Genomic DNA, 14168 nt, shown 5'->3' on the forward strand with positions numbered 1-14168 from the left:
AATATACCTAATATTTCGAATTTAATTCTAATATATGAAAGTATCTTCAAAGCCTATACGCATAAAACTTGACCGCATTGATAAAAATATCATTCGTCAATTACAAACCAATGGCCGTATCCAAAACAATGATCTCGCTCGTGAAATCGGCTTATCCCCTTCATCTTGTTTACGCCGCGTCAAACTATTAGAAGATGCTGGAATTATTCAAAGTTATACTACCGTTGTCGATCAACAAAAAATCGGCTTTCAACTCATTTTATTTTCACGTATTTGGTTAGTCGGTCAAGATGCTGAAACCATTGATACTTTTATTGAGGCAATGAAAGAGCTTCCTCAAGTGATGGAGTGCTATATTATTTTAGGCGAGTGTGATGCGATGCTTAAAGTGGTTGTGCCCGATTTAGAGAGCTATCGTCAATTCCAATCGACTCATTTAACCAAAAAGAATGGCATTACCAGTGTCAAAACAGATTTGCCGAGTCAAATTATTAAACAGAGCTTTGTATTACCGCTTGATGATCTCTAATAAAAACATAAAAAAGGACGATTGATTTCGTCCTTTTTACTTTTATCGTTGCTCTAATTGTTCTAAAAAGTCACGATGCACATGGCTTAAATCAATTAATTCATACTGACTGAGCTCAAAAATCTCCCACACCGCAATCGCATCATCTTTTAAGTCAACAGCATCTTGCACTTTTGCACTTTCTTGCCACTGTAAGTCTGAAATCCAAATATAGTATTGCTGCGTATTTGAGTTAAATGCCTGAACTTTTCCATCAGCATTAATCCCTTGTACCTGTGCTCCTGCCGGCAAAGCTGCTTCAATTTTTGGCAAACTAATTTCAACAAAATGTTTGATTTGACGTAAACCATAGCCCGCAAAGATTTCTTGCTGAGCACTCGTCAATTGCGCATATTTTTGTTCTATATCGGGAATAATTACGGTGTCCATATCACTTCCAATTTATGTTGCCGAAACCTTGCTTAGCAACGTCATATGTTTATTTCTATATCAGTATTCTATTGTTATAACTTAATTTTCTCTAAAAACGTAGTGATACTTTAGTATTTCAGATCACTTAAAATTAAGTTTCGCCACTATCATAAACATAAATAAATGAAACTTTTATGCCATAAAAAACTTTATTTGTATTTTATATGTCAATCTAGGATTTACTTTGCGCTCGCGGATGCGCCTGATCATATATTTCAGCTAAGTGATCAAAGTCAACATGGGTATAAATTTGCGTTGTCGTTAAATTACTATGACCCAGCATTTCTTGTACGGCACGTAAATCACGACTGTTGGATAACATATGGCTAGCAAAACAATGTCTAAGTAAATGCGGATGCAAATCGACATTTACCCCTGCGCGTTGGGCTTGTAATTTCACTCGATTTTCGATTTGTCGCGCACCTAAAGGATTACCCTTTTGCGTAATAAATACATTCGCTTCAGGTACAAAATCCCCATGCCAAAGTGGATACACCTGTAACCATGCCATCACACTCTCTTTGGCTATTGAACCAAAAGGTACAATTCGGGTTTTATTGCCCTTACCAGTAATTCGGAGTAACTGACGATTAAAGTCGAGATCTTTAATTCTCAGACTTTGTACTTCCGCCAAACGTAAACCACTCGAGTACAGCAATTCTAAAATAGCTTTATCACGCAACCACATTTGCTGCTGCACTTCACCCTCAGGTGCAGGCTGATCAAGGATTTGATTGACTGTTTCAATGTCAATCATGCCTGGCAAAGGACGTGACTGTCTTTTGAGTTGAAAATCATCCGCTGGATTGAATGCCATCACATTTGACTGCTCAGCCCATTTCATAAACTGACGCACTGCAGATAACATACGTTGTAGACTACTTGGACTAAGCCCCTGTTGTTCTACTTTTTCAGTCATAAACTGACGCAAGTCTGTTGCTTCAACATCATTGAGTTGCATTTGCTGGCGATCACAGAAACTTAAAAAATCTGATACATCACGTTCATATGCTTGTAAGGTATGCGGTGATTGATTTTGAATTTCACGTTCTTTCAACCAAGTTTTTAAAAGTTCGTGTGTACTCATTAAGCTTCCGTTTTGCCTATCGTGATACTGATTATGAAATGAGGTCTAGTCTCATACTAACAAAAAAAGCCCTGATCAATCAGGGCTTTTTCAACAAAGTCTTAAACTTGGAAATATCGTAGATCCAATCGACCTTCGTAAACGGTTGCAGTTGGACCTGTCATCCAAACCACTTCACCTTCTTTCCATTCGATTTGTAATTTACCACCTGCCAATTCAATTTCGACATTATTGGATAATAAACCACGACGCATGCCTGAAACTGCAGCAGCACACGCACCTGTACCACATGCCAGTGTTTCACCTACACCACGTTCAAATACGCGTAAACGTGCATGCTTTTCATCAATGATTTGCATAAAACCAGCATTAACGCGTTGCGGGAAACGCTCATGTGATTCAACTTGCGGACCTAAACGAGCCACATCTGCAGTAATGACATTCGGTACAATCGTGACCGCATGGGGATTGCCCATATTCACTACATCAATAGTGAGCTTTTCATCATCGGCAAGGTCAATATCGTATAAGTTTTCAGGTTCATCTGCCAAGAATGGGATTTCTTGTGGCAAGAACTTTGGATAACCCATATTGACACGAACCCAACCATTCGCACCAAGTTCAGGCTCAACAATGCCTGCTTTGGTTTGTACTTTTATTTTAGTTTTCGTGGTCAATTGACGTTCATGTACAAAGCGAGCGAAACAGCGCACCCCATTGCCACACTGCTCAACCTCAGAACCGTCTGCATTAAAAATACGATATTTAAAATCTGCATTTGGTACATCAGGTGGTTCAACAATCAAAAGCTGATCAAAACCAATACCGAAATTACGGTTTGCCAAACGCTGAATGGTCATGGTATCGAGATAAGCACGCTGGCTGATCATATCAACCACCATAAAGTCATTGCCTAGACCATGCATTTTGGTAAATTCTAATAACATCTTCATTTACTCCTTAAGGCAATAGACGCTCACGTTCCCATAAAGATTCGATTGTTTCACGCTCACGAATAAGATGCGCCTGATCACCAGCAACCATCACTTCAGCAGCACGCCCACGACTGTTGTAATTTGAGCTCATCACAAATCCATAAGCACCTGCACCAAGCACAGCAAGGACATCATTTTCCTGAATCGCAAGCTCACGTTGCTTACCAAGGAAATCACCTGTTTCACAAATTGCACCAACGACATCCCATGCTTTTGTTTCAGCAGTTGGATTTGGTGTTACTTCCTGAATGTCCATCCAAGCTTCATATAAAGCCGGACGAATCAAATCATTCATTGCTGCGTCAATAATGGCAAAGTTACGGTGATTGGTTGGTTTAAGTAAATCCACTTTAGTCAGTAACACGCCTGCATTGGCTGAAATACTACGACCTGGTTCCATATACACTTTTAGACCGAGCTTTTCTAAAGCTGGACGCATGGCATTAGCATATTCTTCAACTGAAGGTGGTGTTTCATCTTTATAAGTTACGCCTAAACCACCACCGATATCGATGTGTTTAAGCTGGATTCCCATTTCTTTAAGTTTCTCGATCATGACAATGACACGATCTAAAGCATCAACAAATGGTTGAGTTTCAGTGAGCTGTGAACCGATATGACAATCAATTCCCACCACATCTAAATTAGCTAACGATGCAGCATAGGCATAAGTTTCAAATACGGTATCTGAAGGAATACCAAATTTGTTTTCTTTTAAGCCTGTCGAAATATAAGGATGGGTTTTTGCATCTACATCTGGATTTACACGCAAAGAAATTGGTGCTTGAACACCGAGTTCAGCAGCGACTTTTTGAATACGATCCAATTCGGCATAAGATTCGACATTAAAACATGCAATGCCAACTTCCAATGCCTTTTTGATATCTGCTTCAGATTTGCCTAAACCTGAAAACACAATTTTAGAAGGTTCACCACCCGCTTTGAGTACACGTGCAAGTTCTCCACCTGTGACGATATCAAAACCTGCACCTTGTTTCGCCAATACATTCAATACCGCAAGATTTGAGTTTGACTTGACCGCAAAACAGATTTGATGATCGATAAAACTAAATGCGCGATCCATATCTGAATAATGCTTTTCAAAAGTAGCTTTTGAATAAACATAAAGCGGTGTGCCAAATTGCTGTGCAAGCTGTTGTAATGAACATTGCTCTGCATGCAAAACCCCATCAATACGGGTGAAACTCATGAATGTATCCTTCGTTTAAAGCGTAACGTGTGAATTAATTAGTATTGGTCGGTGTTACAAACTGTTGTTTCACCGGTGCATCCTGTGCTTCATCGACATTCGGCTTAGCTTGCTCAGTATTTTTATAGAGCAAATATTTCGCACGCTTGTCGTAATTCGGATCATTTGGCATGTGTAATGCGCCAGATTGACCACAACCGATCAACGTCATACCTGTAGCGAAGAGACTGATGTAGCAAATGGCTTTTAGCATCTGATCACCTATGGACTATTTTCGATGAAGTATAGCGCGATCAACAACATGACCAAAGCACTAAACGCTAGAGAGTATCTTTAGCAAAAAAAAAACGCCAGCAGATTGCTGACGTTTTTTTTGATATGGGTTATTTATGTTTCTGTTTATAAAAACCAAAATACCCAGCAATCAGAATTAAGAACCAAATTGGACTGACCATTAACGCGCGGCGTGTATCTTCTTCTAGCGCTAAAACGCCAATCATTGCGACAAAGAAAATAATCACGATCCAGCACGTAATAAGTCCACCTGGAAGTTTAAATACTGACTTAGCATGTAACTCAGGACGAGTTTTGTAGTAAATGATATAGCTCCAAATAATCATGAGCCATACACAGATAAACAAAATCGTAGACAGCGTTGTTGCCAAAGTAAATGCTTCAACGGCATTCGGTACAAAGTATTGCAAGGCTGCACCTAAAATCAGGCAAACCGCAGAGAAATACAATGCATTCGCAGGAACAGCACGTGCATTTAAGCGACCAAAGGCTTGTGGTGCTTGTTCTTCACGAGATAGACCAAAAAGCATACGCGATGTCGAGAATACACCGCTGTTCATTGATGACATCACCGATGAAAGCACAACTAAGTTCATAATAATCGCTGCTGCTGCAATACCTGCTTGACTAAACAAGTTTACGAATGGCGAAACATGCGGATCAATCTGATCCCAAGGTGTCACTGACATTACAATTAAGAGTGCCAATACATAAAAAATAATAATACGCACTGGAATTGAGTTGACTGCTTTCGGTAGATTCTTTTCAGGATCTTTAGTTTCAGCCGCGGTGGTACCGACAAGCTCGACGCCGACAAAAGCAAAGATCGCAATTTGGAAGCCAGCTAAGAAGCCCATTGCACCTGTCGGGAAGATCCCACCATGATCCCAAATATGACTAAAGGATGCGACCGTACCTGCATCTGATGTAAAACCAGTAAATACCATCCATAAACCGACTGAAATCAGTACAACAATGGCAATAATTTTGACCAGTGCAAACCAAAATTCCATTTCACCAAACAGTTTGACCGTCACAAGGTTCAAACCAATGATGAAAATAATGGCGGCGACACTGATCATCACCCCTTCTTCAGGTGTAAATGGAAGACCATTATTAAAGAACTGTAAGTAGTAGATAATTGCGGATAAATCGGCAATCCCTATAGTGATCCAACACAACCAATAGGTCCAACCAACAAAATAACCCGCCCATGGGCCAATCAGGTCCGTGGCAAAGTCAATAAATGATTTATAACGTAAATTCGAAAGTAAAAGTTCTCCCAAAGCACGCATGACCAAAAAGACCATAAAACCAATGATCATATAAATCACTAAAATTGAAGGTCCAGCCAAACTAATGGTTTTACCTGACCCCATAAACAGCCCTGTACCAATCGCACCACCAATGGCAATTAATTGCAGATGACGATTGGATAAACTGCGCTGTAAATCACCACTTTCTTGTGATGAATTTAAATGCTGCTCTGACATTATAAAAATCAACTTCGATGTCTAATCGCGACAAATTAACGTAAAAATCAGTGAATACAAAAAGAAAACTGTCATTATTTGTATTTCCTCACTTATCGGCAATGTTAATTTATTTTTCTTATATAAAAAATCAGTTCTGTTTTAGGACATTTTAAAAGTGCAAGTTTTAAACAAATGCATTGTAAAAAACTAAAATATATGTAAAAAATGAAGCGGTATAGAACACCTCAATTATTGAACAATTGATAAAATGGCACATGAATTGCTTAAGGATGAATAAGCAATCGAAATTTTAGACTTAGGACGAACAAGAAGAACGACTCATGCAGAATTTACAAAGTATTATGGAAACACTCAGTGGCTGGGTATGGGGACCTTATATGTTGGTCCTCATCGTCGGCACAGGTATTTTCCTCACCTTCCGCTTACTGTTTTGGCAATTTAGAATGTTGCCTTTGGCCTTTAAACAGGTTTTCGGCAAACACCCCAATCATGCAGACTCAGGCGATATTTCTCAATTTGCCTCATTAATGACGGCACTTTCTGCCACCATTGGTACTGGTAACATTGCAGGCGTAGCAACCGCATGTGTACTCGGCGGTCCAGGTGCCGTGTTCTGGATGTGGATGACTGCATTATTTGGTATGGCGACGAAATACGGCGAAGGTGTATTAGCAGTCAAATATCGTGTTAAAAATGCCAAAGGTGAAATGTCGGGCGGTCCGATGTATTACATCGAACGTGGTCTTAAGCTCAAATGGCTTGCACTGATCTTCGCATTATTAGGTACCTTGGCTTCTTTCGGGATCGGCAGCTCTGTTCAATCCAACACAGTTGCACTTGCAGTAGAAAATAGCTTAGGTCTGAGCACATGGATCACAGCGATTATTATTACTGCTTTTTCTGCACTGGTCATTTTAGGTGGGATTAAGTCTATCTCTAAAGCATCATCTGTGATTGTACCGATTATGGCGATCTGCTATATCGCAGGCGGTTTAGTAATTATTTTAAATAACCTGAATCTAGTACTGCCTGCACTTAAGATGATCATTAGCTATGCATTTACAGGTGAGGCTGCGGTCGGTGGTGCAATCGGTGCTGCGATCCGTTACGGTGTGGCGCGTGGTGTATTCTCAAACGAAGCCGGTATGGGTTCTGCCCCAATTGCTGCTGCTGCTGCAAAAACAGATCATCCTGCACGTCAAGGTTTGGTTTCTATGACAGGTACGTTTATTGACACTATTATTGTGTGTTCAATTACAGGTATCGTATTGGTCATGGGCTATATTATGGCGGGTAACAATTTCGGCGACCAAACAGGTGCGGTATTAACCATCAGCGTGTTTGATAAGTTATTACCAGGTGTTGGTGGTTGGGTCGTGACTTTCGGTATTATTTTCTTCGCCTACTCTACTATTCTAGGTTGGAGTTATTATGGCGAGAAATGCGCAACTTACCTACTCGGTGAAAAGTTCATCTTGCCTTACCGCATTATTTATATCGCAACCGTATTTATTGGCTGTGTGGCAACGCTAGATATGGTGTGGCTGTTCGCGGACACATTCAATGGCTTAATGGCTGTACCAAACTTAATCGCGCTGTTGTTATTATCGGGTGTGATTGCGAAGGAATCGAAAGATTTTATTACTCGTCGTAAGTCAGGTGAACTGTATTAAGTAGCCAATTTATTTAATAAAAAAGCCACATTAATGTGGCTTTTTTATTTTAGGACACTAATGTCATCATATTATGACGGAACGCCATTCCATTGATCATCATCAGTATTATTTAAGTCGTCACGATCATCACTATCGTCATATTCTTCATCATCGCCAAAACCATGTTCAAATTCAGCCTGACGATCTGCTTCAAGCTCAAGTGCCAACTCATGTGACAAGGTAAAGAAAAGAACGCCTGGGATTTTCATTTCCCCATCTTCATCTTCCAAATGTTCACTGAGTTTTACAAATAATGGATTTGCGATATCGAACGGAACATCGATATATAAATCGCCCATATAGCTTTCTATCACGCTTTCTTCTTCAAGCCCCATACATTCTTTGTATGGAATACCATGCTGATCAAGCCAATTGATTAAGTCTTTTCGATTTGAACATTCAGCACCCTGTTCATAATCTTCAAAATGAACAAATAACACATCACGTTCTTTTTCACGTGCAATCGCATCGATATGTTGAATGACTTGTGGCATGGTGAAATGTTCCATTTTGAAATAATCAGAAGTGCATTATAGAGCCTAAATCTACAAAGTCTAAAAACCCGCTTCATAAAGCGACATAGATTGACATCGAAAATCATTTTTTGGCTTGCATGTCATAGATTTGAACACAAATCATAGTTATGCTGTTGAACGATTTTGAGCAAGATTCAAGTGACTATGGCAAAGGCAAAAAGTGTTTATCGTTGCGAACAATGTGGTGCAGATCATCCCAAATGGTCAGGTCAATGTGCTGAATGTGGGGAATGGAACAGCTTATTAGAAGTCACTGTTGCCCCTGCTGTGACGCATCGTGCACAGCCTAAAGTTGGCGGTTATGCGGGTCAAGCCTCAGCAATCACTACATTGAATCAGGTTTCGATTTCACAAGAATCACGCTTACCAACGGGTATCAGTGAATTTGACCGTGTGCTGGGCGGTGGCTTAGTCACAGGTTCAGTGGTACTTATTGGCGGTGACCCGGGTATTGGTAAATCGACAATCCTGCTACAGACTGCCACCTATATGGCCTCACAGCACAGTCCAGCGCTGTACATTACAGGTGAAGAATCACTTTCTCAAGTGGCTTTACGTGCGCAGCGTTTAGAGTTACCCACTGACCAACTAAAAGTCATGGCAGAAACCTGCGTTGAACGAATTTGTGAAGTGCTGGCACAACAGCGTCCTGCCGTTGCGATTCTTGATTCCATTCAAACGCTTTATACTGAAACACTGCAATCTGCACCAGGTGGTGTGTCTCAAATTCGTGAGTCTGCTGCACTCTTAACACGCTTTGCTAAAAATAGCGGTACATCACTGTTCATCGTGGGTCATGTCACCAAAGAAGGTGCTTTGGCAGGTCCACGTGTTTTAGAACATATGGTCGATTGTGTCCTGTATTTTGAAGGTCAGTCAGATTCACGTTACCGCATGATTCGGGCGGTGAAAAACCGTTTTGGCGCAGTAAATGAGTTGGGTGTCTTTGGCATGACCGATAAAGGTTTACGCGAAGTTGCTAACCCATCTGCAATTTTCCTTAGTCGTTATGATGAAGCGATTCCGGGTTCAATTGTCATGATCAGCCGTGAAGGCACACGTCCGTTGTTGGTTGAAGTCCAAGCGCTGGTCGATGATGCTCATGGACAGCCGCGCCGAGTGGCATTAGGTCTTGAACAAAACCGTCTTAATATGCTGCTTGCTGTCATGCACCGTCATGGTGGCGTACAAACATCTGGACAAGATGTATATGTCAATATTGTTGGTGGTTTAAAAATTACCGAAACGGGTTCAGATTTAGCCGTACTACTTGCCTGTGCTTCAAGTATCCGTGGTAAAGCACTGCCACAACAATTGGCTGTTTTTGGTGAAGTAGGCCTTTCGGGTGAAATTCGCCCTGTGCCGAACGGTCAAGAGCGTCTTAAAGAAGCCATTAAACATGGATTTAAATACATCATCGTGCCGCGCGGCAATGCGCCTCAAAAGAAAATACCCGGTGTAGAAATTATTGCGGTCGCTCGCCTACATGAAGCATTAACAGAAGCCATGAATCTCGATGATTAATCAGTCAATACCATTTAATTATGGCTAAACTATTGATGAACTATGAAGAAAAAAATACAGATTTTTAATTGAAATTCTGTGTAAAGGCTATATAACTATAAGGTCTAAATAGATTTTATTTACATAGGAAAATTGAATGGAAGTTCGACAGCGTGGTCTGATTGCAGGTTTTCTAACAGCAGCACTTTTGGTTGCACCGTTAGCTGCTGAAGCAAAACGTGCAGGTGGCGGTAAAAGCCATGGTATGCAACGTTCTGCTGCACCAACCCAATCTTATCAACAACCTCGTCAAACAGCGCCTGTTCAGCAAGCTCCAGCTGCTGGTGCACCTGCTAAATCAGGTCCAGGTGTTGGCGGTATGGTTGCTGCGGGTGTTGCTGGTGCCGCAATTGGTGCTGTTGCAGCAAATGCGCTTGCAGATGATAACAACGCAGCTGCTTCTCAAGCTCAAGCTGAACAAGCTCAGCAGCAAGAAGAGAAAGGCGGTATTCCGGGCTGGATCTGGATTTTGCTTGCAGCAGCTGTTGCCTTCTTCATTTTCCGTAAGATGGGCGCAAAAAAAAAAGTAGCACCTAATCCATACGCACCAAATAGCGGTGCTGCTTCATCAGCACCGTTTGGTCAAACTCCTGCACCTAGCCGTGGTGGTGATAACACCAATATCTTTGGTCAAAATGTAGGTGGTCAATCTGCAGCGTCGAATGCGCCTTTCGGTGCAGCATATACGCAAAGTGGCAATCAACTTCCTGATGGTACTGAACCTGCTGCTTTCTTACGTGTTGCACGTCAGCGTTTTAACCATATTCAATCGATGAATACGGCGAGCAATATTTCTGAGATTCAACGTTACTTAACGCCTGACCTTTACCAATCGATGTATAACGACATCATGGCAAATCAGGATCAAGACGTTGCTGAATTCTCTAACTTAAATGCTATGGTCGTTGATTCAACCAATGAAAATGGTCAATACGTTGTCAGTGTACGTTTCACAGGTACTGTTAGCGAAGACTTAAACAGCTTGCCACAGCCTTTTGCAGAAGTTTGGCATTTCGTTAAACCTGCAGGTTCAAGCCAAGATTGGGTAGTTGCTGGCATTCAACAGGAACAGTAAACCTTTCTTTTAAAAAATAGCGGCTCTATGCCGCTGTTTTTTTGTCTTCACTTTTTTATCTTGCAATGATTTTCCCCATTCATTCGCTTTTCTGCTTGAAAGCTTTAAACTATATCTATTGATTTTTGAGATCTTGATATGACCAAGCGTATTTCTCCCCCTGCTGCTCTTTCGAATCGTGCACTTGCTGGCAATGCAGAAGCACAATTTGAACTTGCTGAACTGTATATGCAAAGCGAGCATGATGATGACATCATTTTGGCAGAAGAATGGGCTCTAAAAGCTGCCAACGGCGGTTTGGTTGATGCCATGTATTGGTTGGGTGAAGGCTACACCGTTTATGCCAAAGAACTGGCTGAAGAAGATCCTGAAGAATCTAAAGCTCACTTTGAGTTAGCCTATTACTGGTTAAGCAAAGCCAATATCGAAAAGCATCCTGCTGCAACTTTAGAATTGGCTGGTTTCTACCGCCGTGGTGACGTAATTGAAAAAGATGTCGAAAAATCTATTTCCCTCGTCAAACAAGCTGCTGAATGGGGTGAATATCAAGCGATGCGTGATCTTGCCTTTATTTATGAAAATGGTTTAGGTATAGACGCTAATGAAGAAAAAGCTGCATATTGGACTGAAAAAGCCGATGCACTAGAACAAGAAAATAGTTAAAAAAGAAAAGCCCATCCTTTGATGGGCTTTTACTTAAAGCACTATCTATATATTTGCGCTAACCAAATTTAGTTTGATCATCCTGTTTATCAATACGTTCTGCATTATCACTCAGCCCCCATACAGTATATTTTTTATCAGATTTAATACGTTGCAATATAGGTTTTAGTTTCCATGTAATTACGATCAACACAAAAAGACCAAAAGCATTTGAAAACATTTCAGATGTAAAGCCGCCCCCGCCACTTTGTAAAATACTAAAACTATCAATAGCCAAATAAAGACCTAAAATCATAAAGGGTATGCTCAATCCAAAGCAAATCAGCATGATTAAACTACGTCCGTGAATATCAAACTCCGCACAGACCATGCTTGGACGTAGAGGATTAAAAATCATGGTGCAAAATGAACCAATTTGCTGTCTATTAATATGCAGATCATATTCTGCTTCGTGCTGCCACGTTTGCCCCTGAAACATATATTCAATTACAGGTCTATGAACAGTCGAATTTTTATAACGACGTTTGCGTATTTCTACTACTCTACCCTGAACTTTAATAACATCATTTGTAAAATACTGACTTTGCTTAAGAAGTGCATAAGCCAAAAAGAATGCACCTAACCCTGTGAAAAAAAATACCAAGCCAAACATGATGTCTTCCTTGTTTTTATAATTTCATTTTTAATCTTTTCTACACTAATGTATCTGTTTAAAAATCCCTAAAATTCGATTCTATTTTAAAAACTACAGATCATATTAATACAGAATATTTCTATTGCTACATATATGAGAAAAATCACTTATTTTTAGAATGAATTAAAAAAAATTCTGATTCAGATGTAGATTTTCTAATTAATCATCAGTTTTATTTATAAAAAATATAATTTATTCAGTGCGTCATACAGGTAAGTTCACTCAAAACTTAAACAATTTCGGATTGGAACAAAGGTTAAATCCAAGTAGAATGATTCGCTAGTCGAGGGATGCTGCGACTTTTTCACAAACTCATGTATGTGAAACAAGCCAGGCTCGACGATCGGTTGTACTTATTCAAGTCTAACCAACAACGGCATCCGCGAACTGAATGATCAATTTTTGTTTTTTATAAGGAGATCGTGATGAGCGCGGTTAATGCATCATTTACGGATTACAAAGTAGCAGATATCACTTTAGCGGACTTCGGTCGCAAAGAAATCAAACTTGCTGAAGCTGAAATGCCAGCCCTTATCGGTCTGCGTAAACGCTATGCTGCTGCGAAACCACTTGCTGGCGCAAAAATTTTGGGTTGTATCCACATGACAATCCAGACAGCTGTTCTTATCGAAACTTTGGTAGAGCTTGGCGCAGAAGTTCGCTGGACATCTTGCAACATCTTCTCAACTCAAGACCATGCTGCTGCTGCCATTGCTGCTCGCGGTATTCCTGTATTTGCTTGGAAAGGCGAAACTGAAGAAGAATATAACTGGTGTTTAGAACAACAAATTAATGTCAATGGCACACCTTGGGATGCCAACATGATTCTGGATGATGGCGGTGACTTAACTGCACTTGTTCACCAAAAATATCCAGAAGTACTTGCAAAAATCCACGGTATTACTGAAGAAACTACGACTGGTGTCGCACGTCTTCTTGAAATGTGGAAAGACGGCTCATTAAAAGTGCCTGCGATCAACGTTAACGATTCAGTGACTAAGTCCAAAAACGACAACAAATACGGTTGCCGTCACTCTCTAAACGATGCTATCAAACGTGCAACAGATATGTTGTTATCTGGTCGTCGTGCACTTGTGATTGGTTACGGTGACGTAGGTAAAGGTTCTGCACAATCACTTCGTCAAGAAGGCATGATCGTACGTGTTTCTGAAATCGACCCAATCTGTGCAATGCAAGCCTGCATGGATGGTTACGAAGTCGTATCTCCATACAAAAATGGCGTACAAACTGGTAAAAAAGAAGACGTAAATGCTGACCTTCTTTTAAACACTGACTTAATCGTTACTACAACAGGTAACTACCATGTATGTGACGCTGCAATGCTTGATACCTTAAAAGCAGGTGCTGTAGTTTGTAACATCGGTCACTTCGATACAGAAATCGATACCAACTACTTACGTGGTTACAAGTGGGTTGAAGTGAAACCTCAAGTACACCAAGTGTATCGTTCAGAAAACGAAAACGATTACCTGATTCTTCTTTCTGAAGGTCGCCTTGTAAACCTTGGTAACGCAACAGGTCACCCATCACGCGTGATGGATGGTTCATTCGCCAACCAAGTTTTAGGTCAAATGCATTTATTCGCTGAGAAATTTGCGGATCTTCCTGAAGACCAAAAACAAGCCGCAATTCGCGTTGAACTTCTTCCTAAAAAATTAGATGAAGAAGTCGCAGCAGCAATGGTTGCTGGTTTTGGTGGTGTTCTGACTCAATTGACTCAAGAACAAGCCGACTACCTTGGCGTAGCTGTTGAAGGTCCATTTAAATCGGATGCTTATAAATACTAAGTTTTAGTTTTATCCTCATCCCAACCTTCTCC

At 40.6% G+C, this 14168-nt stretch carries 14 protein-coding genes; 6 read left to right on the forward strand and 8 right to left on the reverse strand.

What is annotated here, in order from left to right:
• Nucleotides 1–34 precede the first annotated feature (34 nt).
• Entirely contained in the window at nt 35–529 is a 495-nt protein-coding gene (locus A3K93_RS08340; RefSeq protein WP_067730669.1) for an Lrp/AsnC family transcriptional regulator, read from the forward strand.
• 42 nt (nt 530–571) lie between these two features.
• On the opposite strand, the gene A3K93_RS08345 is transcribed toward A3K93_RS08340, so the two are convergent.
• From A3K93_RS08345 to A3K93_RS08370, 6 genes are all read right to left on the reverse strand, one after another.
• The gene (locus A3K93_RS08345) at nt 572–958 is read right to left on the reverse strand and encodes a hypothetical protein (protein WP_067730671.1); all 387 of its coding nucleotides are present in this window, start codon (nt 956–958) and stop codon (nt 572–574) included.
• A 214-nt stretch (nt 959–1172) separates the two neighbouring features.
• Nucleotides 1173–2087 (reverse strand): tyrosine recombinase XerC, encoded by a 915-nt coding sequence (locus A3K93_RS08350; protein WP_067730673.1) that lies wholly within the window; start codon nt 2085–2087, stop codon nt 1173–1175.
• 101 nt (nt 2088–2188) lie between these two features.
• A complete protein-coding gene (gene dapF / locus A3K93_RS08355; RefSeq protein WP_067730675.1) occupies nt 2189–3034 on the reverse strand; it encodes a diaminopimelate epimerase in 846 nt (281 codons plus the stop codon).
• Nucleotides 3035–3047: 13 nt separating this feature from the next.
• Entirely contained in the window at nt 3048–4292 is a 1245-nt protein-coding gene (lysA, locus tag A3K93_RS08360) for a diaminopimelate decarboxylase (RefSeq protein WP_067730677.1), read from the reverse strand.
• Nucleotides 4293–4326: 34 nt separating this feature from the next.
• Complete coding sequence (lptM, locus tag A3K93_RS08365; RefSeq protein ID WP_067730680.1) at nt 4327–4545, reverse strand: LPS translocon maturation chaperone LptM; 219 nt, start codon at nt 4543–4545, stop codon at nt 4327–4329.
• 130 nt (nt 4546–4675) lie between these two features.
• Nucleotides 4676–6079 carry an amino acid permease gene (locus A3K93_RS08370; RefSeq protein ID WP_067730682.1) on the reverse strand — a complete coding sequence of 468 codons (1404 nt, stop codon included), beginning with the start codon at nt 6077–6079 and terminating at the stop codon, nt 4676–4678.
• 323 nt (nt 6080–6402) lie between these two features.
• Between A3K93_RS08370 and A3K93_RS08375 the strand changes: the two genes are divergently transcribed.
• Complete coding sequence (locus tag A3K93_RS08375) at nt 6403–7755, forward strand: alanine/glycine:cation symporter family protein (protein ID WP_067730684.1); 1353 nt, start codon at nt 6403–6405, stop codon at nt 7753–7755.
• A 71-nt stretch (nt 7756–7826) separates the two neighbouring features.
• On the opposite strand, the gene A3K93_RS08380 is transcribed toward A3K93_RS08375, so the two are convergent.
• A complete protein-coding gene (locus A3K93_RS08380) occupies nt 7827–8291 on the reverse strand; it encodes a hypothetical protein (protein ID WP_067731710.1) in 465 nt (154 codons plus the stop codon).
• Between the two features lie 186 nt (nt 8292–8477).
• Between A3K93_RS08380 and radA the strand changes: the two genes are divergently transcribed.
• From radA to A3K93_RS08395, 3 genes are all read left to right on the forward strand, one after another.
• Complete coding sequence (gene radA / locus A3K93_RS08385) at nt 8478–9857, forward strand: DNA repair protein RadA (protein WP_067730686.1); 1380 nt, start codon at nt 8478–8480, stop codon at nt 9855–9857.
• A gap of 136 nt (nt 9858–9993) precedes the next feature.
• Nucleotides 9994–10971: a Tim44 domain-containing protein gene (locus A3K93_RS08390; RefSeq protein WP_067730688.1), complete on the forward strand. Its 978-nt coding sequence runs from the start codon at nt 9994–9996 to the stop codon at nt 10969–10971.
• A gap of 138 nt (nt 10972–11109) precedes the next feature.
• Nucleotides 11110–11634: a tetratricopeptide repeat protein gene (locus A3K93_RS08395; protein WP_067730690.1), complete on the forward strand. Its 525-nt coding sequence runs from the start codon at nt 11110–11112 to the stop codon at nt 11632–11634.
• 58 nt (nt 11635–11692) lie between these two features.
• Here A3K93_RS08395 and A3K93_RS08400 read toward each other — a convergent pair whose 3' ends face one another.
• On the reverse strand, nt 11693–12286 hold the full coding sequence (locus tag A3K93_RS08400; protein WP_067730691.1) for a DUF3592 domain-containing protein: 594 nt from the start codon (nt 12284–12286) through the stop codon (nt 11693–11695).
• A gap of 467 nt (nt 12287–12753) precedes the next feature.
• Between A3K93_RS08400 and ahcY the strand changes: the two genes are divergently transcribed.
• Nucleotides 12754–14136, forward strand: coding sequence for an adenosylhomocysteinase (gene ahcY, locus A3K93_RS08405; RefSeq protein WP_067730693.1), 1383 nt, complete (start codon nt 12754–12756; stop codon nt 14134–14136).
• Nucleotides 14137–14168 lie beyond the last annotated feature (32 nt).

Origin of the sequence: Acinetobacter sp. NCu2D-2, assembly GCF_001647675.1 — a bacterium.
Taxonomy (GTDB): domain Bacteria; phylum Pseudomonadota; class Gammaproteobacteria; order Pseudomonadales; family Moraxellaceae; genus Acinetobacter.